A 24,736-nucleotide genomic window follows, 5' to 3' on the forward strand; every position below is an offset into this window, starting at 1 on the left:
CTAAACATTATAAAGATAGAATTAGGAGATCTCATGAAAATAATTTTAATTGTTATACCATTATTTTTAAATATATGGATAGTCTTATTTCAACTTGATTCGTTTCTTTTGCCTTTGCTAGCCAGCTTAGTGGTTGGCTTATATAAGGGCAATCAATCTGGAACGATAAAAAGTACCTTTAATCTATATAAAGTAAATTATTCACTAAGAAATCAACTACGACTAATTGAGCTAATTGCTGCAATTTTGCTATCCCTAAGTACAGATATATTATCAATAGTTCAATATTTAACGGAGGGATTTTCACTAGAAAATACGATTTATTTAACGATAATATTAGTATATTCAGGTGTTTTCGGCTTCATTATTTTTAGATTTTTATTATTAAATCTTCTTCAGGAACATTATGAAAATAAAAATCTGAGGTTTTAATTTTTTATATGACTTGAGCATTCCTTTACGAGTGAACAGCGATTGTTTTCGTTCCACATGACAAATCCAGCTGAAAGGAAGGCGTTTTTTCTTGTTAAAGAGAAATAAAATACGAAGAAGAATTACTGGTTTTCTTATAATATATGGAATAATATCATTTTTCTATACTTTAATTGGTAGTGGTAAAATAAATTTTAGTGCAATTATCTTAACTATATCAATGCTTATTTTGTTTGTAGCTTTTAATAGCAAGGAAGCAGATTAAATATCTAAATACATATTAAGCAAGCAAAATTTATAATCCCTTGTATATTGTAGTAAGGTAGATGTTAGGTGCTAGAGCATCTATATTTAGGAAAACACATAGAATATATTGTTATAATCATAAAGGTTATTTTATCTATCATCCATTTTGGAGGTTATTTTATGAATAATAGTCATCCTCGTCCTTGGCCCGTTCCAAGGAAACCCTGGGTTATGAAACAAACATGGGAACATTTACTTTTTGCACATTGGAAGATTGATATAGATTTTATAAGACCTTATATACCAGAATATTTAGAAATCGATACATTTAATGGTGATGCCTGGATTGCTGTTGTTCCATTTGAAATGAGGAATATCCGTCTAAGATACCTCCCAGAAATACCCTTTACTTCAAGTTTTGCTGAAATTAATGTTCGAACATATGTTACTAAAAACGGAAAACCAGGAGTTTACTTTTTTAGTTTAGATGCTGCCAATTTGTTAGCTGTACAAGTAGCTAAAACTTTTTTCTACTTACCATATTATTACGCAACTATTTCTTCTGTTAAAGATGGAGACTCAATAAAATATCATTCAATTAGACATAAACAAAAAGGGGAATATGAATTTACTGCTTCATATAAGCCAACATCAGAGATATTCTTTGCGCAAACAGGCACCCTAGAAAGCTGGTTAACAGAAAGGTACTGTTTATACACATCACACAATAACAAATTATATATCTCAGAAATAAATCATGATCCCTGGCCATTACAACATGCAGAAGCAAATATAACTTGTAATACGATGATACCGATAAGTGATTTCCATTTAGAACAAAATAAACCATTACTCCATTATTCAAAGGGAATAGACGTAGTATTATGGGGGTTAGAAAAAATGTAATAAATTTATTTTAAAAACTATCATTAATTAATGAAAAACCAGCAGCACTTGTGTTCTAAATGTTCATTAGTGCTTTTTATAGTTCATCAAAATACGGTTGATTTAAAAACAACCATTTGTAGTGGGAAATTAGGTATTTGTCTGTCTGTTTTTTTCATTCCTACCGATCCACTTTAGATAATTCAAGGAATGACTATAATTGGAATGCTATTTGTTTGTTATTCAAAAAAAGCGATTTGATGAAAATAACGAAGAATAAGGATCAATCTCCAAAACTTTCACTAGGAAGCAGCCTAGATGAAGCAATAGCTTTCATCTTTATGATAGAATCTAATAGGAATATTAATTATAGATACTTTAAAAAGTGAGGATATACGATGATAGCAAAAACAGAAGAAGATTTTAGTGGCTTGAAGGAAATAGGTAAAATTGTAGGCTCGATAAGAGATGAATTAGTAGAAAGAACAATTCCTGGCATAACAACCAAAGAACTTGATGATTTAGCTGGAAACCTTTTCGAGAAAGCGGGTGCAGTGTCAGCTCCAAAGGGTGAATATGATTTTCCTGGCTATACTTGCATTAGTGTTAATGAAGAAGTGGCACATGGTATTCCGGGTTCTCGAGTTATTAAAGGAGGCGATTTAGTTAATATAGATGTTTCTGGCTCTAAAAATGGATATTTCGCAGATACAGGAATCTCGTTTGTAGTAGGTGAAGGAGAAGAAATATTAACGACAATATGCAATGTTGCTAAGAAGGCATTTGAAGAGGGACTTAAAAAAGTAAAGCCCGGTGCCAAAAAAAGCGGAATAGGAAAAGCAGTATTTCAAACGGCGAAAGAGAACGGATTAACTGTTATCAAAAATCTTACAGGACATGGTATTGGACGAAACATACACGAAGCTCCTGATCACATTTATAACTATAATGATACATGGGATAATGAATTATTAAAGGATGGTATGGTCATCGCATTTGAACCTTTTATCTCAACTCTAGAAGAAGAAGTTTTCCAAAAAGACGATGGCTGGACTTATGCTACAGAAAAAAGCTTTGTTGCCCAAATTGAGCATACGATTATCATTACGAAAAATGGTCCAATTATCGTTACGCTTTAAATCAACTAGGGAAGTATATAGAGTTAGTTTTATCGTCATAGATTTAATGGAAGTGTGATTTTGGTCAAATGGAAGATGTGAAATTCATCTATTAGGCTGATAGATTAGAAATATTGGTATAGCTGAGCCACTATTTTGACGTAGTATCACTAAAGAGTATGGTTTATGAACTATCTATCAGTAAAACTTTTAATTAATTTGGTAAGATAGTTAAAGTGAAGTTAAGTTACATATTAAATAATAGTATAAGTAGAAGACCAAATCCCACTTGATTTGGTCTTTTACTTTTTTATTTCTATGAAAAGTATTTATTATTAAGCTTTAAATAAAGGTAATTGTAATTATATGTTAAAATTAATGGTGTGTTTCTGAATGAATGATCTTAAACGGAGCAGGTTTGTTCAATAAGAAATCATAAAAGGAAGAGCATTTACTATAAAATAAGATTTGAAGTATTAATGTCTAATAATGCAAAAATTGAGTTGATTCACAATTGTATGGAGGGATAGTTATGTGGATTATATTAGGGGTTATTGCAATAGTGGTAACTTGTATAAATCTTTATATGTATGCAGCAGGAAAGGATTATAAGCTTGCTATGGCGATGGGATTATCATTTACAGCATTAACACTTTGTGCAGAATACAGTCTTGTTTCTGATTGGGTAGAAGTGGAAGATTGGTCAGCTTTAATGGATGTAGTACCTGGTATGGAAAGGGCATTATGGTTTTTGACAATTGTTTCTATACTACTAAATATAGCACCTATATTTTTAGAACGAAAAGGTAAGAAATAATTTCTTATTATCACATCATTTATATAATATGCACTGATATTGATAGATTAAATAAAGATATTTATCATTTTATATCATCTGAAATGTTTAATGTTGTTATTATTGAAGGCCTGACGGTCTTGTATTTTGAGGAAATTAGAGAAAAAATAGATTTGAAGATATTTGTTGATTGCCTGTCAGATGAGAGATTATTTAGGAGATTAAAAAGAGATATAAACGAACAAACCTTTGACGAAATCTCTTCAGAATATCTTGATTTGGTTAGGCATCGTCATAACGAGTTTGTTGAACCTACAAAATGGCACGCAGATTTAATCTTAAACGGTTCCATTACTTCTAATAATTCCTTAGATATAGTTCGTAAATGGGTATTAAATTAACAAAACGGGTGGCGATGATTTAACAAGATCTTTGCTTTTTGCTTATTGAAGTAAAGGTGCAGGCTAGTTGATCAAGATTTTCATCAGTGTAGATTAGAGGGAGTGAAATTGTGAGAAAATCTTTATTTTTTTCTAGCATCCTAATCGTGTTTTTAATTGTAAGCAGTTGTAGTAATAATTCTGTAAGGAAAATTAAAGCAGATTATTTTGATATTGGTTTAGGACAAAGTTTGTACAAATAACTATAACATTTATCTATAATGACCAAATTTCAGGCACTTTAGTAATTGACGATAAGGGTATTTTTAATCTTAGTGATAGCGTTGAAAACTATCAAATCGAGCCAACAAAAAATGATATATATAAACAAGCAAAAGAAATATATAACAATTTGAAACAACAATACTAATATTTCTTGGTAAATTTGGATTAATCGTTTGATATAGTTGTTTTGTGAAACTCTTCACTTAAATAATCAGGTGCGAGTATTCAATAAGAACAGTCGTTTTTTTACTAACGGTGCAGGATAGTTTAATAACAAAAAATCCCAAAACTAATGTATAATCAAATATATTATATAAAAGGTAGAGCGATTGTGGGATCTTCACCAAAATTAATCGCTATCCAGGTATGTTAAAGGAGGGATTTTATGAAGCTCAGTCATAATATAGATTTGTATATTATATTGATGCTTACAATTGGCATTCCAATAGTGACGATTATTCCAGGGGTTAATTTACCTTTTTATATAATTTACCCAGCTCAAATTATAGGTTTAGTTCTTATTTTTCTTGGTTTAGCTGCATCAATTGTACGTCTTCAATCATATAAACCAAACAAGTAGATTCCTTCAAGAAGGAAAGCTTTTTCTATGTCAACAAAAAGGGGATTAATGTTAATTAAACAGAGGTTTAATTTAACACCTCAGCAATACTGATATAATAAGTTATATAATGTTGTAATATCAAGAAGATACTGTAAATCACAAAAAATTGATCTTTTGCAAAACAGGTGATGATTATGAAAATATTCATAAAAATTATTGATTTTCTCAACAAACAAAAAAATAAGGACTTTTTGTGGGATAAAAACCAAGACTTATCCCAAGATGAAAGAGAATATCTTGAAAGAATTCCAATACAAAATCCATATGGTATTGCAGGATTGATTTTTAGTGCAATTACATTTATGTTTCCTCAATTCGGCATCTCTTTTATAACACTTATCTTTTGCATAATAACGTTTTTTACATTTGATAAAGAAAAAGAAGATAATCCTTGGACATTTTTCATAGGGATAATACTATCTTTGTTGGGAATAAATATGTTCATTTTAGGTGAAACTCCTCTTCTCCTCTAATAATCTATAATGTTTTAGGTATTGAGTATGGTGTTAACCACAAAGAACGAAATGTAATAGTATGTTTTAATTATCATTTGTCTCTATAAGGAAACAAGTATGTCCTTCATCAGATTTTGATTATATGAAAGATAACCTTTTTGAATAAACGGGTGCGAGTGTTCAATAAGAACAGTCGATATTTCTCTAACGAAGCAGGATAATGCAATATTTGATGTGTGGTTTTGTGACTTATATTTGAGATAAGTAAAGAAGGTTTTAACTAACTGCAAAAGAAAAGATTAATGAAAAAGAGATTAGAATATTCTAATCTCATACTGCTATAGTCAACACCCACAACTATCAGACATGTTACCATTTTGAGACAAATCTAAACAAGGAAAATTCATTTCTTTCCATGCTGCAATACCTCCGGTCAACTCTTTCACTTTATAGTCACGTTCTAATAAAAATGTTGCTACTTTGGCAGCTGTGTTACACCAGACATCCCAACAGTAAACAATAATTTCCTTATCTTTCGGTATTTCATCTAAACGATCTTGTAGCTCTTGTTGCGGAATTATATGGGCATCTTTAATTGTTATATTTCTTACGTGATTAGGACCGTTTCTTACATCAATTAAAAAGTATTTTTCCGGATTGATTTGTACCAATCTCAAATAATCCATAGGGCTAATTGTTGATTCTAGACGTGCATTAAAATAATCAAGTGCATTCATATTTTGTACCTCCAGTATTTATATTCCGTTCCAAATCTTAACAAGAAACTCCTTTAATAATTGTCTTTCTTGGTCCCTTAAAGGAGCTAAAACATCTAATTCCGTTTGGATTAAAAATTCCCAACGTGAATCTAATACACCTTTTCCTTTGGTTGTAATTAAGAGACTATAAGATCTTCTATCATTAGGATTCCTTGTTCTCTCCACAAATCCTAAGCCTTCTAAGTGGTCAATATGACTAACCATTGTTGTTCGATCAATTTGCAGTTTGTCTGAGATATCTTTTTGTGAAGAGTAAGGGTTACCTTCAATAAATAAGAGAACCCCATATTGTCTGGCGTTAATGTCAAATGACGCAAGTCCATCAGCGAACTTAGATTCCATTTCCTGAAGGACTTTTCCAAGCAAAAAACCATAAGATTGATTCCATTTTCCCAAAAATTAATGACACCTCCTAAAAAATAATCAGTATATTATATAATCAGCATAACTGATTAATATTAAAAAATCAACCAGATACGTTCACGATTTTTAATCAAATAATTGTGAAAAAGTATGTGAAGTAATACACTTAAAATAACGGGGGCGATTGCTCAATAAAGGGTGATCGCTTCTTCTTGTTGAAGTAACGGTGCAGTAGAGTTGAATAAGAACTTTGATGAGTTTTAGTCAGATAATGTTATAAAATCTAAAATTATTTGGTGGGTGAAGTTATGGAGGTTAGGTTAAAAAGAGCAACAGATAATGATGCACAATCTATTTTTGATATTCAAGTTAAGGCATTTATGCCATTGTTGGATAAGTATAAAGACTATGATACTAATCCAGCAAATGAAACTATCGACAGGGTATTAACGAGAATAAATAGACCTGATGGTGGTTTCTATAAGATATTGGCTGATAATAAACTTGTTGGTGCTATCTGTGTTCTTTGGATAGAAGATGTACATTTTTGGATTAGTCCAATGTTTATTTTACCTACTTATCAAAGAAAAGGGATAGCTTAGAAGGCTATAATTTTAATTGAAGAAATGTTCCCTCAAGCAACCAGTTGGGAATTAGCTACATTATTAGAGGAAGCAGGAAATTGTTATTTATATGAAAAAATGGGCTATAACCAAACAGGAGATAGCAAGACAATAAATGATAAAACAACCCTTATTTTTTATAAAAAGGTTTGTTAAGCTACCATGAAAGAACGTAATAAGCTTTCATTTTCTGTGGTGAAGCTTTGCTTCATGGATGGATAACGGGTGCATTCCTTCAGCAAGGGATACTTTTTTCTATGTCATCGAAAAAGAAATTAATGGTAAATTAAAGGGGTGAATTCGTTGAATTATAAAATCATAATTTCTATTGTAATTTTTTTATGGTTAATTTTGTTGTCGTGCTTTAAATTAAGTTTACCAATTGTAATGACTATTATCGGTCTAAACATTGTATTTGCGGTCTTAGTTTATATAAATATAGGAATAAAACTGTTAGATTACATATTTTTAATCCTACTAATATCTGCCTTACTGTCATTTGAAAATATAATAATTTCTATTTTTGGTGCTGTTAATGCTGGTTATTTAGGTTTCAAATCAAAAACAGAAAAAAGAAAAATAATATAGAAAGTTTAGTGAATGGAATAAACAACTGAGAGTTGTTGCACTAATGGTTGCAAGGTTTAAGAACGGAGATGTCATTGAGACAGCTTTTTTTATTAAACTATAGGGCAGTAATCTTCAATAAGAATTATGGATTTATATGGTAAAATCTATATAAAAGGAGTGGGGTATATGAATGAAATAGATATTGCGATGACTATATATATTATTTATATGATTGTAGCGACTTTTGTAAGTTTTAAATATGGTTCGACTATGATTAGAAAAACAGGATTGTTTTTACCCCAAACCTTAATTGCAGGAACAATTAACTTAGCATTAGGTGTATGTGCAATCATAGGATGGTTCTTTTTCGCTTGGCGTGTAAATGAATTTCTATTTTTTGGAGGATTAGTGTTAGGTATCGGTTTATTAGTTGTAGGTGAAGCCGTTTTGATTACAGCCTTATTTCTGAAACGAAAGAAATGGATACAAATTTACAATGAAAACTTTAATTAAAGGAATAGTGATACTTCACTAACAAGTGCATTAAGAAATAATCCGGCTACCATTAAAGGTGGCTTTTTTATTGTACCAAAGGTGCAATATTATTGAATTGAAATTTTTAGTATAAAATTCACCTAATCAACCATTATTTGGATTATAATTACTATGGAAATACAAATGAAACGAGGGATATGATTGGAACTTCTATCAATTGAAAAACAATTTGCAGATGCTTTAAAATCCGTTGCTCGAAATTTAGTAATAAAGGAGTATATTCAGCAATCTTCTGAACTTTATCCGTTATTTCAAAGTGCTGCTAAAAGATTTGTGACAGGTGATTCAAGAGAAGATGGATTATCTATTGGTGATTTACTTATCAATAAGGGTTACCGCATTTCGCTGGAATCTCTCGGTGAAAATACTACAAACAAAGAGGAGTGCGTTAGAGTTAAAGATGAGTTTATAGCGTTGATAAGGGAATGTGGAAACCATGGAATAAGTTCTCGGATTTCTTTTGATTTATCTCATATCGGTTTATCTGTTGATCCTAAACTTGCCTATCAAAACTTACTAGAGATGTCAAAAGAAGCACAATCTTATAATCTTTCTCTTATGATTAGTATGGAGGAATCGGCTAAAACGGATCAGATACTTCATTTATATAAAAGAGTTGTTGTCGAATATCCTAACGTTGGGGTTACACTACAAGCTCAACTATATCGAACACTTGATGACCTTAATGAATTGCTTAATTATCCTGGGGCAATTCGTATTGTTAAAGGGGCATATCAAGAACCAGCAGATATTTGTATCCCTCGTTCAGATGAGTTGGACCAACGATATTTAGAATTAGTGGATTTATGTGTTAAAGCTGGACATCAGGTTTCAATTGCTTCTCACGATGAAGCTATATATAAACAGATTTTGGAGCGTGGTTATTTACAAAATACGTATGTAGAAGCAGAAATGTTATACGGAATTTGTCCTGAACTTTGTAAACAACTTAAAGACAAGGGGTTACCTGTTCGGGTATATTTAACATATGGTGTGGAGTGGTATCTATACCTAACTCATAGAATAGCAGAATATCCACCTAACATTTATGTTGCTATTACGGATATGATTCGTGGAGAAGGAAACTCTTCTCAATTTTACTAAAATAGAATGTGAAAAAATCTAACTGAACTAAAGTGTACGATTCTTCGATAACGAAGGATCGTTTTTCTTATTCAGCTAACGGTACAGAATAGTTTAATAAGCAATAAACAGGGGATGATGAAACTTTCACTCAAAAAATCTGTATATTTACTAAAGTAAATATACAGTGAAGGTCTTAGTTTGGAACCTCATTTTCAAACGTCCCATTGCATTGAAAATGTAACCAAACAAGAAGGAAGTATGAAAATTTTTTAATATTACAGGGATATTCATATTTTGTGGATTAGCATTGACTATGCGGTTTCGTCTAAAATACGAGGGGAGGATTTAGATGAACAATACATTAATAAAGCTTAAAAACGGTTCACTAATAAACGGTTATGTTAGTTCAGGTTTTCAGAAAGTCAGACAGGAATTCATTAAAAACTTTAATGAAAGAAGAGAGTTAGGAGCTGCATGCACCATTTATTTGAATGGTGAGAAAGTTGTAGATTTATGGGGAGGAATAAAAAACCATCAAACAATGGAACCCTGGATGAAAATACTTTGGTAACTGTTTTTTCTTCAACAAAAGGTTTTGCAGCACTTGCAGCTGCTATTGCACATTCTAAAGGTTACTTTGACTATGATGAAAAAGTATCAAGCTATTGGAAAGAATTCGGTCAAAATGGTAAAGAAAATATTACAGTCCGACAATTATTAAATCATCAAGCTGGATTAAGCACTATTAAGGACCTCCCTCTAAATAAAATATGTGATTTTGATACTAAAAATGTAGTAACTGAATTGGAGAAGAAAGAGCCAGATTGGGAACCAGGAACTAGACATGGCTATCATTGTTGGACAATCGGGTGGTTAATTAGTGAATTAATTAGAAGAACAGATCCTAAAAATCGTACATTAAAGGAATTTTTTCATGATGAAATTGCAAAACCTCTAAATGCTAAATTTTATATTGGTTTGCCGGACCATATTGATGATTCTAGAGTGTCTACTATAAAAGGATTAGGATCTGTTTTAGACCTGTTTAAAAACTTCCGAACTTTTCCTAGAAGTTTATTATTAGCATTTATGAATCCTCAATCACTTACTAGCAAAAGTATGGTTGATTCTAAAAATTTACTAGCACATTCTAATTTTAATACAAGAGAAATACGGAAAATTGAATTTCCATCTGGTAACGGAATAGGATTAGTGCGAGATATGGCTAAAATATATAGTGAATTTGCTAATGGAGGAAATAACTTAAAACTAAAAAATGAAACATTCGAGGAATTGATGAATAACCCTCAACCGACTCAATTGGGTTTTAAAGATGTTGTACAAACTGTTGATACAGCTTTTCAAGTAGGATTTTTTAAACCAATAGAAACAGGTTCACATTATGGTTCCCCAAAATGTTTCGGTCACCCAGGGGCTGGAGGTTCATTTTGTTTTGCAGACCCAGAAAATAAAGTGGGATTTGCTTATGGTATGACAAAAGTGGGAACGTATATGTTTGATGACCCTAGAGAGATAGCTTTACGAAATGCTTTTTATGAGTGTTTATAAGTTATTTCTTATTAAGCTAACGGTGAGCTTATGTTGAACAAGAGCGACGAATACATTGAGCTATTTGCTGCGCAGTACAAATATACTGTGCTTTCAAACAATTTCTCATCTTCCCTAACTTTGTGAAAGAATGTACTTAAAGTAACGGGTGCAAGAGTGGAACAAGGAAAGTTGTCGATGCGGCAGCTCCTATTGTGTTAAAGGTGCAGTTTAGCACAACAAGTCTTTGCTCTTCATGCGTGAGAATTAAACAGTAGAAATGAAGTGAAAAAATAACCCAAGGAGGGTATTATGCACCCAACAGAAGTAATAGAGCTCATCGTTGTAGGTGTAGTTATTGCAGTAATCATAATTATTACATTGGGGTGGTTTTCGAAGACGAACCAGAAGTAACTTATCATTATTGGGTAGAGAAGAATAACATTTACCAAGTCAGCTTTTCGACTAAAAAAGAAAATTTAGACGAGTTAAAGTTCAAAGAAAGTGAATAAGCTAATGTTTTAACAATATTGTTTGTTGCTCTATGTTGCACTAACAGGTGCGAGTGTTCAATAAACACTCTCTTTTTCACTAACGGAGTAGTATAGTTTAATAAAAATTAACAACAATAATTAGAATTTTTAGTAATAATGTATAAGATTCCACTATGGGGGGATTGACGATTTGTATTTCCAGAGCTATTTATCTGTGTTAAAAAGTAATTATATGTTACTTGTAATTGCGTCATTATTATCATTTCTAACTTTCTTTATTTGGGCGGGTTTACCTGTCTTTATAATAGGAACTGCTGTAGCAGAATTAACTACTAATTTGGGAGTTATTCATTTTTTCATTTGTGTTTCAGGAGGATTTCTATACTCAGTAATGTTTATACCAATCAATCTTCAAGTAGCTAAAAAAATTGCTGAGCTTAAGAATCGAAGTGTGGTGAGTTCTTTTTTACGTATTGAAACGATATGGATATTAATTGTCTCTGTAATTTTTGAGACCATTTTTGTTATTCTAATTGTTCTTCAACTATAGGTGCAGGTTAATTGAAAAGGAATAACATTTTATTTACTTGATAATGACTATTACAAAGAGGTGAATAAAATGGCTATAATCTTTGTGGGGTTATGGGTTGGTTTAACAGTACCAATTGCATTATCAGTTGTTTTTGCACTGCTTAAACCAATAGTTATGGTTGATAATACGGGAATAAGTATGCTAATCATTGGACTATTAGTTGCTTTTGTTGATGGTTATATAGGGATTAAAATATATGACAAGAAAATTGAACCTTGGTTGGAGAGGCGAAAGCAGAAAAGAAATTTCCCTTAAACTAACAGGTGCTAATCCTAAAAACCGTTGATTTGCTTAGACAGCTCTTTTTTCTTCTTCAACTCCCTCAGTTAGATTAATATAGCTCTTAAATACTCGCTTATTCGCAGGATTTCAAACCACTAGTAAGTACAGTGACGGGTAGAGTGGAATGAGTATTCAGCATAAAGGCTACATGAAGGCATGCAGAAATAGAGGAGTATATGTCAACTCCATCTTTTACCATATAATGCACGATTCTCCACGCCGCCCCTGGAGGCTTTCCCTCCCATGTCTCAACGGGTCTTTGCCCTCTCATTCCTTCGTCATGCCTATCCAAGGGGTGGAGGCCGGTTTTGCTAACGGAATGGGTCAGTGCCCTTGTGTTTAAGTATTCCAGTACTCGGTGCTTTCTTTGAGATCCTACGAATAAGCCAACATTCAATAAAATTACTTTTGCTGTTTCATATGTTCGGGTAAATCACTTATGCTGCTAAGGGTGCCAAAGGATGTACTTGTTCAGCACAATAAGGTTCATTACGTTTAGCAATTCCAACTATCATTCTTGAGAATTTACCAATCAGTTTCATGATGGACTTCATCTTTTTCACTTGGACATTGTGGGCATGAATCTCTCTGAACTCAGGGTTGTTCATCACAAGGCACATGGTTGCTAGGTATAAAAATCTCCTTAAACGAGATCTTCCTCTCTTGGAAATGACTATTTGCCCTTTCCATTTTCCAGAGCTAGCCTCGACTAAATGTAAAATCGCATGACGTAATAGAGAATTGCCATGTGCAAACTGACTTAAATCACCAGCTTCACCTAAAATCCCACCTAACATTATGCTAGTCAATCCCTTAATATTAAGAAGCTTATCTGAGAAAGTAATACTTTTAAGAGCTTCAGATACCTCTATATCTACTACTTCCAATTGGTTTGTGGCGAGATCAAATTCTTCAAGTAATTGTTTTAGGTGTAATTTATGGGCATCATGTGCTTTATCATTACCAACAGACTTCTTAGCTAGTTTAACGAGTGCTTCAGCTTTCTTTATACCAGGTTGACGCTTCATCATCTTTCTCCACTCTGTAACAATATCCATAGCTTCCATCGAACGTATTTCTTTTGGTGTAGGGAATAAACGAAGAGTAGCGATTGCACCTTTACATGTAACGTTTTTAAAAACTTTTCTCAGTTCTGGAAAAATAATATCAACCCAACGGTGGATTTGGTTCGCAGTACTGACATGTCGTTTAACGATAGAATCTCGGTTAGCCATTAGTACTCGCAGCTTTTCAAAAGCCTCCGTAGTTGGACGTATAAAGGAATAGTATCCATTCTTCACCATATCAGCGATAACCAGAGCATCTTTTTTGTCACTTTTGGACTGCGTATTATCTCTGTTTTCTTTATTCTTTTTAACAAGATGGGGATTAACTGATACCACATCAATATTTCGGTCGTAAAGCCACTGGGACAGATTTAACCAATAGTGTCCTGTGGGTTCCATACCAACAATTTCGGTATCAAGGCCTTTCGTGGTTTTAGGTGTTGAATCCATTCTAGTAACCTTGCAAATCCATCATCGTCATTTTCAAAAGACAGAGGATCACCGACTACGATGCCGCGAAAAATGTCTACCCCCTCAGCAATAAGGATAGAAGCATGTATGTGTCGTATGTCGTGAAAGCGGATGATCGTGACTTTTGCTTCTTTACATATTTTCCTCATTTCACGTAATACGTTTCGTGGGTCTTGTATCGATCAATTCTCGGTTGAAATAACAAGACCGAGTTTTTGGAACTGTTCTCCAGACCGCTTTTTCCATTGTACTTGTGTCTTCTTATGTGCAAGGAGTTCGTCAATGAGAAAATCTGGTATAGGAACCTGACGCATTGAATTCTTTGTTTTGGGACTAGAGAATAAATAGCCTAATCCAGTAATACGGGAAACAGAACCGCACCTTTTCAGGCTATCTTGGTTATGGTCATCCTCAAGGAAATGCTGATCTAAGGGAGACGATTTCCACACATGAAGAGGGTATAAAATATAAATACTAGTTCTTCTTCTATCCTCATTACATCAGGTGCCTAGCAGGCTCTACATCTGATTGTTCAATGTTTTCTCAAGCCGGGAGATGCTGTTGCTCTTTAGGATCCGCGATTTGCTTCTCTCTCCCGATTTTTCAATCTACAGGACTGAGGACCTTTTTTTGGTATTTTCATAATTGTTAAGAATCTGTCGGTTGAGATGACGGTGAGATTAGATCTCAGAACACAAATTTGAAGGCACCAATCCTTTTGAAGAAAAGGGGTGGAGCCTTCGCTGCATTTATTTAGGTGCTATTCCTGTCCAAAAAAGATCTACTAAAGACTGAGCTGTTTTTTCATATCCTCCTAATTCAGTTATTAATTCTGTTTTGTTTTTAATCATTGTTACGGTAGAAAATGCATGTGCGAGTAACAATGGGCTGGTTGTAACGATTTCACCATTTTCCATTGCTTGTATAAATATATTTTCCATTGCCTTATGAATGTCTTTCTCTGATTCACGAATTTCACGGATATGATTTTCTGTAAGGGAAGAACTCGCTTCTTGTAATAATGTTTCAAAATCAACATGAGGTCTCTTTAGATGTTCTAACGTAACTTCATATAATTTGCGCTCTAATCCTTTCGAACTGTTTAATAGTTCCTCCACACGTGTTGTAATACGCTGAAACATGCTTGATACAGCGGTAGTGAATAGTGTTGCCTTATCTTTAAAATAGTAATAAACACTGGCTTTTGTTACATTGCTGGCTTCAGCTACTTGTTGCATTGAAACAATTTCGTATCCATATGTCATAAATAGGTGTGCAGCTGCTTTTGAAATTCGCTCCCTGGTTATATTCATTTCAGCCTTAACTTTAGGTCTGCCAGGTGTTTTCATAGATTTTTTATTGTCCATGCATGATGTTCCTCCTTCTAGTTCAAGATATTGGCACATTTAACTAGTTGATTAATTAACCTTCCGGTATATATAATTATACTTAGTTATATATTAATTTTAATGTAATTTATAAAAACAAACAAACATTGAAATGAGGGAGTCTATGTGAAGAAATCGCTTTTAACAACATTCAGCAAGTATATGACAGGGAAAGTAAGTCGCTGGATTGTCATTGCCGCCTGGATTATAGCAACTGTGGTATTAACCATTGTCTGGCCGCCTGTAAGCGAAACTGAGGTTAATAATGCCCCGAACTTAAGTGAAGATTCACCTTCAGTAGAGGCAGAAAATCTAATTAAAGAAGAATTCCCTAATTCTTCAGGAGTGCCGGCGTTACTTACATGGCATAATGAAGTAGGTTTAAACGAAGAAAATTTAAAAGCTATCCAAGAAATATCAGAGGATTTATCTGATAAACCGTTAGAAGGGCAATCATCTACACCTTCTTTGCATAAGATGCCAATACCTGCATTGCAAAAAATGATTTCAGAAGATGGTACCACACTCGTACAACCTATATTTTTTAAAGAAAACATTGAGACTAGTATTCTGGAAAAAAGTTTAGATAAGATCAAAGAGCAAGTAGAAGAGAAGGTTTCTTACGACTCTTTTGCTACAGATATTGATGATAAAGACAAACTAAGCACTCGTGTGACAGGTCCAGTAGGAATTCAAGTAGATGCTACAAGCCTTTTTGAAGGAGCAGATGTTACGTTACTCATTGCAACAGTTTTATTAGTATTAATTCTCCTTCTTGTCATTTACCGTTCCCCAATTTTAGCTATTATTCCTATAATTGGAGTAGGTTTTGCCTACATGGTCCTTAGTCCAATTCTGGGTATTTTAGCAGATACGGGATGGATTACAGTCGACTCACAATCTATCGCCATTATGACCGTATTATTATTTGGAGCTGGAACAGATTACTGCTTATTTTTAATTTCTCAGTATCGTGACGAACTTCGCAAAGTAAAAGATAAGAGAAAAGCACTTATTCATGCATTTAAAGAAGCTTCAGGTGCAATCGCGATGAGCGGGTTAACAGTTGTTATTGCTCTGCTTGTTTTAATTGTTGCTAAATATGGAGCTTACCATCGTTTTGCGATCCCTTTTAGCTTATCTATTTTTGTTATGGGAATAGCAAGTTTAACGCTTATTCCGGCTTTATTATCTATTGTGGGTAGAGCTTCCTTTTATCCATTCATTCCCCGTACTCCTGAAATGGAAGAGGAGGTGGCTAAAAAGAAAGGTAAGCCGGTACGTATACGTAAAGAGAAAAGTCGTTTTGGAAATTGGGTAGGAAAAATTGTAACGACTAAACCGTGGGTCATTATTATCGCTTGTCTAGTCTTCTTTGGGGCTTTCTCCATGTATTCCAGTCAAATTAAGTATACTTATGATTTATTATCTTCTTTTCCTGAAGATATGCCATCACGAGAAGGCTTTCAAGTTATTTCTGATGCTTACTCCCCTGGTGAATTAGCACCGGTTCAGGTTGTCATTGATACGGAAGGGAAAACAGTAGACGTAGAAAAAGAATTACAGAAACATAATTTTGTAGATACAGTATCTGCCCCGCAAAATGGTGTTGAAAATGAAAATTTAAAGGTATATGATGTTACGTTTAATGTGAATCCATATAGCCTAGAGGCGATGGAATCTATTCCCGAGTTAAGAGATGCAGCTGAACATACATTAACACAATCAGATATATCTTCTGCGGAGTCAAAAGTATGGATCGGAGGTCAAACGGCTACACAATACGACACCATGATCACTAGTAATGAAGACACTGATCTCATTGTTCCTTTAATTATTGTCTTCATATCTATTCTGCTATTAGCTTACTTACGTTCCATTGTAGCCATGCTGTATTTAGTTGGAACAGTTGTTTTATCTTATAGTGCAGCTTTAGGATTAGGATGGTTTATTATCCATAATGTAATGGGTGTGGATGCAATACAAGGAGCCATTCCTTTATATGCATTTGTTTTTCTGGTAGCTCTTGGAGAGGATTATAATATCTTCATGATCTCAAGCATTTGGAAAAAAAGAAAGCACATGCCATTGAAACAAGCGATTAAAGAAGGGGTAAGTGAAACAAGTGGTGTAATCACTTCAGCTGGTATTATTCTAGCAGCTACCTTCGCCGTTCTTGCAACATTACCAATTCAAGTTTTGGTTCAGTTTGGGATTATCACTGCTTTAGGTGTTCTTTTAGATACATTTATAGTTCGCCCATTCCTTGTACCTGCCATTACTTCTGTGTTGGGGAAATTTGCCTTTTGGCCAAGTGAATTGAAAATGATGCAAGAAAAAGAGAATTAATCAATAAAAGGATGTGACTGAACTTTTGCACATCCTTTATATTTAATAATGGAAGTGAGTATACAGATGAAAAGAAAAATGAACTACATTCTACTTGGCATTACTTTATTACTGGCAGTGTTTTTTCTTGGATTTTTCACATGGTCACAACAAACCTATAAGCCATCTTCAGAGCTCAATACACTTATCGAAAAAGATGAAATTAATTATGAAAAAGATTGGATTATCTTCAATCAGCACTCAAATAATAAAATAGGGATTGTGTTATATCCAGGTGCCAAAGTAGAGCCTGAAGCATACAGCTACTATGGAAAACAGTTAGCCAATAAGGGGTATTTAGTTGCAATACCTCATGTTCGTTTTAATTTTGCATTACTTGATTCCAACAAAGCACAGGAGATAATAGAGAACTACCCATCAGTTGAAAAATGGGTAATAGGTGGACATTCATTAGGAGGAGTTACAGCTGCGAAATTTGCCTATAATTATCCTAAAAAAGTAGATGGAGTTTTTCTATTAGGTTCCTATCCTAGTGAAGGTAATGAGTTTTCAAAAACGATGACTCCTATGCTATCTATCTATGCAGAAAAGGATGGCTTAACGACAGTAGATAAAATTAACGAAACCAAGAAGCTTTTGTCCAGAAATGCAACAATGCATGAAATAAAAGATGGCAATCATGCTCAATTCGGTTTTTATGGTAAACAGAAAGGTGACAATGAGGCAGGTATATCTATCAAGATGCAACAAGATGAAATGATAAGTGTTACTTCAGAATGGATTAAGGAAATCAATTAATGAAGTGATCTATAAGATTATTTGTAAAGAGGGAATTATATTGAATACTATTAATAATTGAAACTATGTTATTTAAATTCCTTAAGCTCAATAGAATCAGTACAGTAATATTTGATGAGAAGAATCAAACCCCATTGAAAGATGGGGTTTTTTAGCTTCATACCAAATAAATTTGAACATAACTTAAGTCAACAAAAATACTGTAAAGACCGGTTCTTTTATCCAAGCTGACCTGGTATTTTGCTGTCGTTACTTTCTGGAGAAGTGCTGTTAAAGCGTGTACTATTGTTTGAAGTAGAAACGCTATTCATGAGCCACTTGATTGGTTATTATTTTCATCCATGACTTCTTCACCTGCCTCCTTTACCTTTCCGCCGATGTCTTTAAGATCGGATGTAGCTTCTTTGGCAGTAGAAAGAATTTCTGTGGACCCCTTTTTGACTTGGTTGACCTGGCCGACAATATCATCATTTACCTTTTCATATAAGTTTTTAGCATCGTTGATGGCTTCCTTTAAAATAGATAGAGGCGATTTCATTCGATCTTGCAAGTCACTTTTAACGCCGGAAGGAAACGCATTCTATCAAATTTAAAGATAAGACAGCCCCTTAAAAAAAAAACAGAATCTAGATGGTTTAAATGCATTGGAAAATGAAGTTCGAGCACAATCAGGAAAAAAGATTAATAAAAACTTTTCAAACATGTTGCTAGAGGATATTTCTGATATGCTTCCCTAAAGGTAGTAGGTTTAATAATAAACCACAATCCAAACATGTTGATTGGTCAATACTTATTTAACTCAGATATATTACTTTTAACCAAAATTAATCCCCACCCAATTTTGACAGGGTAGGGATCGGGGGTTCGAATCCCTCTCGGGTCATCAGAGTGAGCTTCAGTTCCTTATTTTGGGATTGGAGCTTTTTTATTTTTCTAAGCACTAACCTATTTAGTTTTTGAATTGATTACGTGAGCCTTTGCAAAAGAGCTCTTTAATATATACTTTTTCCACTCTAAAGATAAGTGTTATTAACACGTCGTCATGGGGAGTGAAATACAAGATTCTTTCCTTTTTACGCCAAAAAGATCAAAACGTATAGGGAATTATTTGTTACGTAGTAGACTGATTTTATGCAATAACGATTTAGATAAATGTGGAAAATATGAACAATTAGCCGTTATGTTCTGTTATGATTTTAGTATGAAGATTTGTGATATTGTGAAGTTATTCACTTAAACTAACGGAGAAGTAATCTTTAATAAAGAAAATGGGTTTTAATGTTGAAATTAGGTTATTAGGTGGGAGGGGATTGGATTTCAAAATAGAGTAACTGAAGATTTTAAAATATATTTTATATAAACATTCATCTTAAATAAAAATATATGGAGGTATAATTATGTGGTTAATATTAGGGGTTATTGCCATAGTAGTAACTGTTATAAATCTTTCTTTGTATACAGCAGGAAAGGATTATAAGCTGGCTATGGCTATGACATTATCATTTACAGCATTAACTATTTGTGCAGATTACAGTTATCTAACTCGATGGATAAAAGCAGAAGATTGGGGGGGGTTATCGGATGTAGTACCTAGTATGGCAAGTGCATTTTGGTTTTTGACAATTGCTTCTATCTTAATAAATATAACACCTATATTTTTAGAACGAAAACGTAAGAAAATAATGACTTAATATCACATGATTTATATAAATTCAAACTATTGTGTAAGTCGGTATGTTTAACTAAAGGGTGCTTTTCTGTAATAGCAGCAGGGATGCCTTTTTATATTTTAGGCACAAGCAAAAGGGAAATAATGTTAGAATTAATTTAGTGAAAATGTTGTTCGGTTAACGGAGCATTTTAGTGGAATAAAAAAAGTAAAGTTAGGGGTTTGTTCAATGGTATTGAGTAAAATAAAGAGAAGTGTGAGAAAGCATGGAAACAAATAAAGAATATGATGTATCAAAGTTTAGAAGGTTCTTATTACTTTTCCCTCCATTGTATTTAATTCATGATATTGAAGAAATCCTCACAGCAGAGAAGTTCCTTGAAGAAAATTCAAATATAATACCTTTTAGCGTCACAACTTTGGAATTTTCATTTGCTTTTACTTTACTATGGATTTTTGCTTCAATAGGCTGTTATAAAGCATTCTTGGGGAACAGGTTTATTGGCATGAAACCAACTACTTTCCTTGCATTCTTAGTACCTGGAATTCTTTTAGCCAATGGTATCGGTCATATATTACAATTCTTTTTCTTCAAAGATTATGTTCCAGGCATAATTACATCATTATTGATTTTAATTCCTTATTCGTTTTTTACGGCTAAGTTTCTTATTTCTGAAAAAGTAATTACTAAAATAAGACTTCTAAACTATTTTATATTAGGGTTTATAGCCCAAGCTCCTCTTGCACTAATGGCACTTTATATTTCAAAAATCATAATATAAATTTTATGAGCTAACGGAGTGCGAGTGTTCAATAAGAACAGTCGCTATTTGAAAACGGAGCAGTTTAGTTAAAGTTGCAATACTCAAATTTTCTTATTTCTTGGCAGGAAGTAAGGCTCTTTTTGCTGAATAAATCACCTTAAAGTAATGAGTTGGAGGAGACAAAAATGGATAAAAATTATGATGAGTATATTAACAATGCAATTGACTGGGCTAAAAGTCATCTGAATTCTAAAGAATATTGTTTTATTTGTTTGGCTTTTGTAGAGGATGCATTAGAAAGAAGTAATAACATTGAAATCTTTGGTGGAGATTTTGCAAAGGAATCCGCAGATTTATATGGGGCAAATAAACAAACAGGTATACCTCCAAAAGGAACCTTTGTTTTTTATGATTGCATAGGAGTCATTGATGGTGAACGGAAAAATTGGGGGCATGTAGGCTTATCTATTGGTAATGGAGAGGTTATTCATGCTTGGGATAATGTAAGGATTAATAATTACCTAGATGTAGAAAAGTTAACTGCTGCTCCAGGTTGGGAAAAACCAAAATTTATTGGATGGGTTCCACTTGAACGTATTATGGTTGGGTTTCAAAAGAAATTTTATTAATGTTATAAAAGAATGTAAAAAAGTGTACTTAAACGAACGGGTGCAAAAGTTTAATAAAAATAAAAGCTATATGGCTGATTAGCAATCAGCGTGATTAAATGATAATTGAAATCGATGGTTATTTTCATAAAGCTCTACTAACAGGTAAAAAGTGTACTAAACAAAAGTTGAAACAAATGTATCTTGAAGTCAAAGAATTGCCAATTGATATAATAGATCTTCCAAATGTGTTTAGTAGGTTACATGGATTTGAGCAAATCCCTTATGACAAGGACTTGGTAGTTAATTTCGTAATTGATTCCGATACGGATAGGATAAATACACCTTCTTATTAAAGTAAAGGGTACAATTTTTCAACAGAGACATCGATTTCTTGTGCTAATGCAACAGGATAGTTTAGATTTTGAACTTTTGATAGAATAACCGTCTATATATTGGTTCAAAAGTTATTTTATGTCTTGATTGCATTAGCATTATTTATGATTACTGGATGTTCTAAAGTAGGAGAAACTACCAAAGTACCTTGAACCATACTCATGCCATTTAATTTACTCTTTCCTTATGTACAAAATAACGTTTATCTAAAATAAAACACATCTCAAAATTTTAGTCTTTATTAAAATAATGAATACTGTTACACTATAATTACCAAATAATGGAGTTGGAGGACTATAGTGAGTGAGATGAAAAAGAAGATAAGGTTATCTAAATCTTTTGTTTATTCGCTAATGGTTATTGTAGGATTTTTCCTATTAATGTTTCTTTCAGATTACTTGGAAAAACAAGATGTTTATCATGAAGCAAAACAGCCTTCTGAAGATGCTTTAATAGAATTCCTTAAAGTTGAAAAACAGGTAGAGGTTGAGCCAGATGAGTATAAAGTTGTGTATAAAGAGATAGAGTTCAAGAGTTATTTCGAAAATAGTGACATAGCAGAAAACGATGATTATTGTGATGTAACATATATATTTGAAATTGACGGTGAGAAATACGAGGTTGCTACACTTGTAGGAGAGATTAAAGGTGGTTGGAGATATATTAGTAATACCTCAACTGTTAAACAGTTAACCCAAAAAACAAGCGACGGTCAGAGTGTAAACAAATCTCACATGAATAAACAGGTCATTAGGTTGTAGTGTCTTATAAACAAAAAACCTACCTTTAATACCTAATAATTCGTAATAAATCATTAGATAGTGAAAATTCCTAGAAGTATTTTAATTGAGGATTTTAAGTTTCAACAATATATGATGTTGGTAATGGGATTAAGAGACTTCCAAAAGGGTCCAAAAGCTTATGGCTACATATGTATAGTAGCTTGTATATTTATTTAGCTCCACCCTAAGTTGCTAATTGAATTAAAGGTTGCTTTGCTTAAATAAGGAGCAAGGCATTTTTCTTATTCGAGTAACGGGTTATAAAAATGATTCAGGACAAGAAAGATAAGATTTTAGGAGACTCAGAAAAGAAGAAGGATTTTACTGATACAAATTGGTTTATTTTTATATGTTTAATTATCGCAGGTTTTGCTTCGGTCTTCATTATTAAATAGTTTAGTATTGATATATGGGTGCTTAAGATTATATGTATAAAACAGGAAAAGATTATAAACTTGCGATGGCAATGGGATTATCATTTACATCATTGACACTCTGTGCAGATCATAGCCTTGTACCTACTATGGAAAAGGCATTATGGTTTTTGACAATTGTTTCTATTTTACTATATATAGCATCTATACTTTTGAACTAAAAAATGAAGGCTATGTTAAAGGAAAGGTTGATTTATAGTAAAATGGGTTGGTGACACCTACCATATATCTAATAAAATTAAACACACGCCAATTGGATATTTTTAAAAAAACGAGTTTGTGAAGATATTAATAGAATAAAGATATAAACGGGATTTATAAGAGATGAGGTGTCGAAGTGCTACAGCAGATAAGATTAGCAAATTGGATAGTAGAAGTCGATATTGATAAGACTCGAGAGTACTATAAGAAAGGTATAGATGTATGCAGCTGTTTATACTGCAACAATTTTGTAGAAGCTTGTAAGCATTTAGATACTTCAGTAGCAAAGCTATACAACGAGCTAGGAATTAATCCTGCTATGCCAGCACATCTTTCTCAATTCCCAACTGAAGAAACTATGACAAAATTATACATAGGAAATTATCATTTAGTCGGCAGAGTATTGGAAGGAGTATTAAGTACATCGTCCAATTGGAATGAAACAAACACTATTGAAATAAGGAATTTCATATTTGGATTTTCAGAAGACCTAGAGTTTGTCCCAGAAAGTTTTCCTAATCCTGTCCTTCAGTTAGATTTTGAGGCAGAAATTCAATGGGTACTTGATGAAAAGTTAGATGAAAATTAAATTGTTGAAGTTTCTTGTCCATCTAAACTGAATAATAGTTCAATTCTTCTTCTACAATAAAAGCGCGTTTATTCAAGAAGGGATTCTAAATATGTAAGATTTTAAAGGAGATTGGAGTTTTTTTTATGAAAAAAGTAGTTTTAGCAGGGGGAACAGGCTTCATCGGTGAATATTTTCATAAAAAATTTGAGGAACGAGGATATGAAGTATATATCATATCAAGACAAAAACAACATATTTCTTGGGATGATCAAAAAGGGATTATAGAGGCATTAGAGGATAGTGAGCTTCTTATTAATCTTGCAGGAAAATCTGTGAATTGTAGATACAATGAAGGAAATAAGAAAGAAATTATGAATTCAAGGATTAGAACCACTACAATCCTTGGAGAGTCAATACAGGCATGTAAAAATCCACCTAAGATTTGGATGAATTCCAGTACGGCGACGATTTATCGACACGCAGAAGATCGTCCGATGACAGAGGAAAATGGAGAAATTGGGTCCGGATTCTCCGTTAATGTTGCAACAAACTGGGAGAAAACTTTCTTTTCCTTTGACTTACCAAAAACGAGACAAATTGCATTACGTATAGCTATTGTATTAGGTAAGAACGGTGGAGTCATTATACCTTACCGAAATTTAGTGAAATTTGGACTTGGAGGTATTCAAGGAACGGGAAACCAAAAGTTTAGTTGGGTACATGTAGAGGATTTGTTTCGAATCGTTCTCTTTTTAAAAGATAAAGAGGATTTAAGTGGTGTGTTTAATTGCTCTTCACCACAACCCGTTAGTAATCGTAAATTGATGCAGAAGCTAAGAAAAACAATGAATGTTCCATTTGGTATACCATCACCCAAATGGATGTTGGAGATTGGCTCACTTCTAATTAAAACTGAAACAGAATTGGTATTAAAAAGTCGGTGGGTGCTTCCAGAACGGTTAGAACGAGAAGGTTTCACGTTTACCTTTGGAACTCTTGATAAGACCTTGCAAGACATTTTGTAAATTGAGATGTTCAATAAATTAGATTGTGAAGGGTTACTCTTAAACGGGTGCAAGTGTTCAATAAGAACAGCTGCTTTTCACTGTGCAAACAGGTTAAACTAA

26 protein-coding genes and 3 pseudogenes are annotated in these 24,736 nt (G+C 33.1%); 24 read left to right on the top strand and 5 right to left on the bottom strand.

The annotated features are described in order from the left end of the window. Positions 1-33 precede the first annotated feature (33 nt). From JOC75_RS03040 to JOC75_RS03070, 7 genes are all read left to right on the top strand, one after another. Positions 34-432, top strand: a complete 399-nt coding sequence (locus tag JOC75_RS03040) for a hypothetical protein (protein ID WP_204952631.1) — start codon at positions 34-36, stop codon at positions 430-432. Positions 433-858: 426 nt separating this feature from the next. Continuing rightward, positions 859-1,584 (top strand): YqjF family protein, encoded by a 726-nt coding sequence (locus tag JOC75_RS03045; protein ID WP_204952632.1) that lies wholly within the window; start codon positions 859-861, stop codon positions 1,582-1,584. A 377-nt stretch (positions 1,585-1,961) separates the two neighbouring features. Then, positions 1,962-2,702, top strand: coding sequence for a type I methionyl aminopeptidase (gene map / locus JOC75_RS03050; RefSeq protein ID WP_204952633.1), 741 nt, complete (start codon positions 1,962-1,964; stop codon positions 2,700-2,702). A 511-nt stretch (positions 2,703-3,213) separates the two neighbouring features. Beyond that, complete coding sequence (locus JOC75_RS03055; protein WP_204952634.1) at positions 3,214-3,498, top strand: hypothetical protein; 285 nt, start codon at positions 3,214-3,216, stop codon at positions 3,496-3,498. A gap of 83 nt (positions 3,499-3,581) precedes the next feature. Beyond that, the gene (locus JOC75_RS24445) at positions 3,582-3,878 is read left to right on the top strand and encodes a nucleoside/nucleotide kinase family protein (protein ID WP_420827998.1); all 297 of its coding nucleotides are present in this window, start codon (positions 3,582-3,584) and stop codon (positions 3,876-3,878) included. 649 nt (positions 3,879-4,527) lie between these two features. Next, positions 4,528-4,722, top strand: a complete 195-nt coding sequence (locus tag JOC75_RS03065) for a hypothetical protein (RefSeq protein WP_204952636.1) — start codon at positions 4,528-4,530, stop codon at positions 4,720-4,722. 176 nt (positions 4,723-4,898) lie between these two features. After that, positions 4,899-5,237 carry a cell division protein FtsK gene (locus JOC75_RS03070; protein WP_204952637.1) on the top strand — a complete coding sequence of 113 codons (339 nt, stop codon included), beginning with the start codon at positions 4,899-4,901 and terminating at the stop codon, positions 5,235-5,237. A 326-nt stretch (positions 5,238-5,563) separates the two neighbouring features. Here JOC75_RS03070 and JOC75_RS03075 read toward each other — a convergent pair whose 3' ends face one another. Both JOC75_RS03075 and JOC75_RS03080 read right to left on the bottom strand, forming a co-directional pair. Beyond that, positions 5,564-5,956: a rhodanese-like domain-containing protein gene (locus tag JOC75_RS03075; protein WP_204952638.1), complete on the bottom strand. Its 393-nt coding sequence runs from the start codon at positions 5,954-5,956 to the stop codon at positions 5,564-5,566. 18 nt (positions 5,957-5,974) lie between these two features. After that, positions 5,975-6,394 (bottom strand): MarR family winged helix-turn-helix transcriptional regulator, encoded by a 420-nt coding sequence (locus tag JOC75_RS03080; RefSeq protein WP_204952639.1) that lies wholly within the window; start codon positions 6,392-6,394, stop codon positions 5,975-5,977. 275 nt (positions 6,395-6,669) lie between these two features. On the opposite strand from JOC75_RS03080, the pseudogene JOC75_RS03085 reads away from it, so the two are divergent. The 8 genes and pseudogenes from JOC75_RS03085 (at position 6,670) to JOC75_RS03115 (ending at position 12,084) form a co-directional block, all read left to right on the top strand. Beyond that, positions 6,670-7,140: pseudogene (locus tag JOC75_RS03085) on the top strand (GNAT family N-acetyltransferase). Positions 7,141-7,287: 147 nt separating this feature from the next. After that, positions 7,288-7,572 (top strand): hypothetical protein, encoded by a 285-nt coding sequence (locus JOC75_RS03090; protein WP_204952640.1) that lies wholly within the window; start codon positions 7,288-7,290, stop codon positions 7,570-7,572. Positions 7,573-7,740: 168 nt separating this feature from the next. Further along, complete coding sequence (locus JOC75_RS03095; RefSeq protein ID WP_204952641.1) at positions 7,741-8,067, top strand: hypothetical protein; 327 nt, start codon at positions 7,741-7,743, stop codon at positions 8,065-8,067. Positions 8,068-8,250: 183 nt separating this feature from the next. Further along, a complete protein-coding gene (locus tag JOC75_RS03100; RefSeq protein ID WP_204952642.1) occupies positions 8,251-9,213 on the top strand; it encodes a proline dehydrogenase family protein in 963 nt (320 codons plus the stop codon). 331 nt (positions 9,214-9,544) lie between these two features. After that, entirely contained in the window at positions 9,545-9,766 is a 222-nt protein-coding gene (locus JOC75_RS23815; protein ID WP_239589258.1) for a hypothetical protein, read from the top strand. Beyond that, positions 9,760-10,764, top strand: a complete 1,005-nt coding sequence (locus JOC75_RS03105; protein WP_239589259.1) for a serine hydrolase domain-containing protein — start codon at positions 9,760-9,762, stop codon at positions 10,762-10,764. Before JOC75_RS23815 ends, JOC75_RS03105 begins: the two co-directional genes overlap by 7 nt. 663 nt (positions 10,765-11,427) lie before the next feature. Next, on the top strand, positions 11,428-11,787 hold the full coding sequence (locus JOC75_RS03110; protein ID WP_204952643.1) for a hypothetical protein: 360 nt from the start codon (positions 11,428-11,430) through the stop codon (positions 11,785-11,787). A gap of 69 nt (positions 11,788-11,856) precedes the next feature. Then, a complete protein-coding gene (locus JOC75_RS03115; protein ID WP_204952644.1) occupies positions 11,857-12,084 on the top strand; it encodes a hypothetical protein in 228 nt (75 codons plus the stop codon). A gap of 464 nt (positions 12,085-12,548) precedes the next feature. Here JOC75_RS03115 and JOC75_RS03120 read toward each other — a convergent pair. Beyond that, positions 12,549-13,798 (bottom strand): annotated as a pseudogene (locus tag JOC75_RS03120) (IS110 family RNA-guided transposase). 233 nt (positions 13,799-14,031) lie between these two features. On the opposite strand from JOC75_RS03120, the pseudogene JOC75_RS23820 reads away from it, so the two are divergent. Next, a pseudogene (locus JOC75_RS23820) lies at positions 14,032-14,277 on the top strand (aminotransferase class I/II-fold pyridoxal phosphate-dependent enzyme); the annotation flags it as partial. 121 nt (positions 14,278-14,398) lie between these two features. Here JOC75_RS23820 and JOC75_RS03125 read toward each other — a convergent pair. Next, positions 14,399-15,016 (bottom strand): TetR/AcrR family transcriptional regulator, encoded by a 618-nt coding sequence (locus JOC75_RS03125; protein WP_204952645.1) that lies wholly within the window; start codon positions 15,014-15,016, stop codon positions 14,399-14,401. Positions 15,017-15,163: 147 nt separating this feature from the next. On the opposite strand from JOC75_RS03125, the gene JOC75_RS03130 reads away from it, so the two are divergent. After that, positions 15,164-17,386, top strand: a complete 2,223-nt coding sequence (locus tag JOC75_RS03130; protein ID WP_204952646.1) for an MMPL family transporter — start codon at positions 15,164-15,166, stop codon at positions 17,384-17,386. Positions 17,387-17,452: 66 nt separating this feature from the next. Continuing rightward, positions 17,453-18,184 carry an alpha/beta fold hydrolase gene (locus JOC75_RS03135; protein WP_204952647.1) on the top strand — a complete coding sequence of 244 codons (732 nt, stop codon included), beginning with the start codon at positions 17,453-17,455 and terminating at the stop codon, positions 18,182-18,184. A gap of 307 nt (positions 18,185-18,491) precedes the next feature. Here JOC75_RS03135 and JOC75_RS03140 read toward each other — a convergent pair whose 3' ends face one another. Next, on the bottom strand, positions 18,492-18,734 hold the full coding sequence (locus JOC75_RS03140) for a hypothetical protein (RefSeq protein ID WP_204952648.1): 243 nt from the start codon (positions 18,732-18,734) through the stop codon (positions 18,492-18,494). Positions 18,735-19,581: 847 nt separating this feature from the next. On the opposite strand from JOC75_RS03140, the gene JOC75_RS03145 reads away from it, so the two are divergent. From JOC75_RS03145 to JOC75_RS03175, 6 genes are all read left to right on the top strand, one after another. Next, positions 19,582-19,875 (top strand): hypothetical protein, encoded by a 294-nt coding sequence (locus tag JOC75_RS03145; protein WP_204952649.1) that lies wholly within the window; start codon positions 19,582-19,584, stop codon positions 19,873-19,875. 244 nt (positions 19,876-20,119) lie between these two features. Next, positions 20,120-20,635 (top strand): HXXEE domain-containing protein, encoded by a 516-nt coding sequence (locus JOC75_RS03150; RefSeq protein ID WP_204952650.1) that lies wholly within the window; start codon positions 20,120-20,122, stop codon positions 20,633-20,635. A gap of 167 nt (positions 20,636-20,802) precedes the next feature. After that, on the top strand, positions 20,803-21,246 hold the full coding sequence (locus tag JOC75_RS03155; protein WP_204952651.1) for an NlpC/P60 family protein: 444 nt from the start codon (positions 20,803-20,805) through the stop codon (positions 21,244-21,246). Positions 21,247-21,920: 674 nt separating this feature from the next. After that, entirely contained in the window at positions 21,921-22,382 is a 462-nt protein-coding gene (locus tag JOC75_RS03160; RefSeq protein ID WP_204952652.1) for a hypothetical protein, read from the top strand. Positions 22,383-23,174: 792 nt separating this feature from the next. Beyond that, a complete protein-coding gene (locus JOC75_RS03170) occupies positions 23,175-23,627 on the top strand; it encodes a hypothetical protein (RefSeq protein ID WP_204952653.1) in 453 nt (150 codons plus the stop codon). A 125-nt stretch (positions 23,628-23,752) separates the two neighbouring features. Next, a complete protein-coding gene (locus tag JOC75_RS03175; RefSeq protein WP_204952654.1) occupies positions 23,753-24,634 on the top strand; it encodes a TIGR01777 family oxidoreductase in 882 nt (293 codons plus the stop codon). The last annotated feature ends 102 nt before the right edge of the window (positions 24,635-24,736 follow it).

This window comes from Metabacillus crassostreae (assembly GCF_016908395.1).
Lineage (GTDB): Bacteria > Bacillota > Bacilli > Bacillales > Bacillaceae > Metabacillus > Metabacillus crassostreae.

Excerpts from the sequence above, each read along its gene's own strand:
- JOC75_RS03040 (WP_204952631.1), top strand. The coding sequence starts at position 34 with ATGAAAATAATTTTAATTGTTATACCATTATTTTTAAATATATGGATA.
- JOC75_RS03045 (WP_204952632.1), top strand. The coding sequence starts at position 859 with ATGAATAATAGTCATCCTCGTCCTTGGCCCGTTCCAAGGAAACCCTGG.
- map (WP_204952633.1), top strand. The coding sequence starts at position 1,962 with ATGATAGCAAAAACAGAAGAAGATTTTAGTGGCTTGAAGGAAATAGGT.
- JOC75_RS03055 (WP_204952634.1), top strand. The coding sequence starts at position 3,214 with ATGTGGATTATATTAGGGGTTATTGCAATAGTGGTAACTTGTATAAAT.
- JOC75_RS24445 (WP_420827998.1), top strand. The coding sequence starts at position 3,582 with ATGTTTAATGTTGTTATTATTGAAGGCCTGACGGTCTTGTATTTTGAG.
- JOC75_RS03065 (WP_204952636.1), top strand. The coding sequence starts at position 4,528 with ATGAAGCTCAGTCATAATATAGATTTGTATATTATATTGATGCTTACA.
- JOC75_RS03070 (WP_204952637.1), top strand. The coding sequence starts at position 4,899 with ATGAAAATATTCATAAAAATTATTGATTTTCTCAACAAACAAAAAAAT.
- JOC75_RS03075 (WP_204952638.1), bottom strand. The coding sequence starts at position 5,956 with ATGAATGCACTTGATTATTTTAATGCACGTCTAGAATCAACAATTAGC.
- JOC75_RS03095 (WP_204952641.1), top strand. The coding sequence starts at position 7,741 with ATGAATGAAATAGATATTGCGATGACTATATATATTATTTATATGATT.
- JOC75_RS23815 (WP_239589258.1), top strand. The coding sequence starts at position 9,545 with ATGAACAATACATTAATAAAGCTTAAAAACGGTTCACTAATAAACGGT.
- JOC75_RS03115 (WP_204952644.1), top strand. The coding sequence starts at position 11,857 with ATGGCTATAATCTTTGTGGGGTTATGGGTTGGTTTAACAGTACCAATT.
- JOC75_RS03125 (WP_204952645.1), bottom strand. The coding sequence starts at position 15,016 with ATGGACAATAAAAAATCTATGAAAACACCTGGCAGACCTAAAGTTAAG.
- JOC75_RS03135 (WP_204952647.1), top strand. The coding sequence starts at position 17,453 with ATGAAAAGAAAAATGAACTACATTCTACTTGGCATTACTTTATTACTG.
- JOC75_RS03145 (WP_204952649.1), top strand. The coding sequence starts at position 19,582 with ATGTGGTTAATATTAGGGGTTATTGCCATAGTAGTAACTGTTATAAAT.
- JOC75_RS03150 (WP_204952650.1), top strand. The coding sequence starts at position 20,120 with ATGGAAACAAATAAAGAATATGATGTATCAAAGTTTAGAAGGTTCTTA.
- JOC75_RS03155 (WP_204952651.1), top strand. The coding sequence starts at position 20,803 with ATGGATAAAAATTATGATGAGTATATTAACAATGCAATTGACTGGGCT.
- JOC75_RS03175 (WP_204952654.1), top strand. The coding sequence starts at position 23,753 with ATGAAAAAAGTAGTTTTAGCAGGGGGAACAGGCTTCATCGGTGAATAT.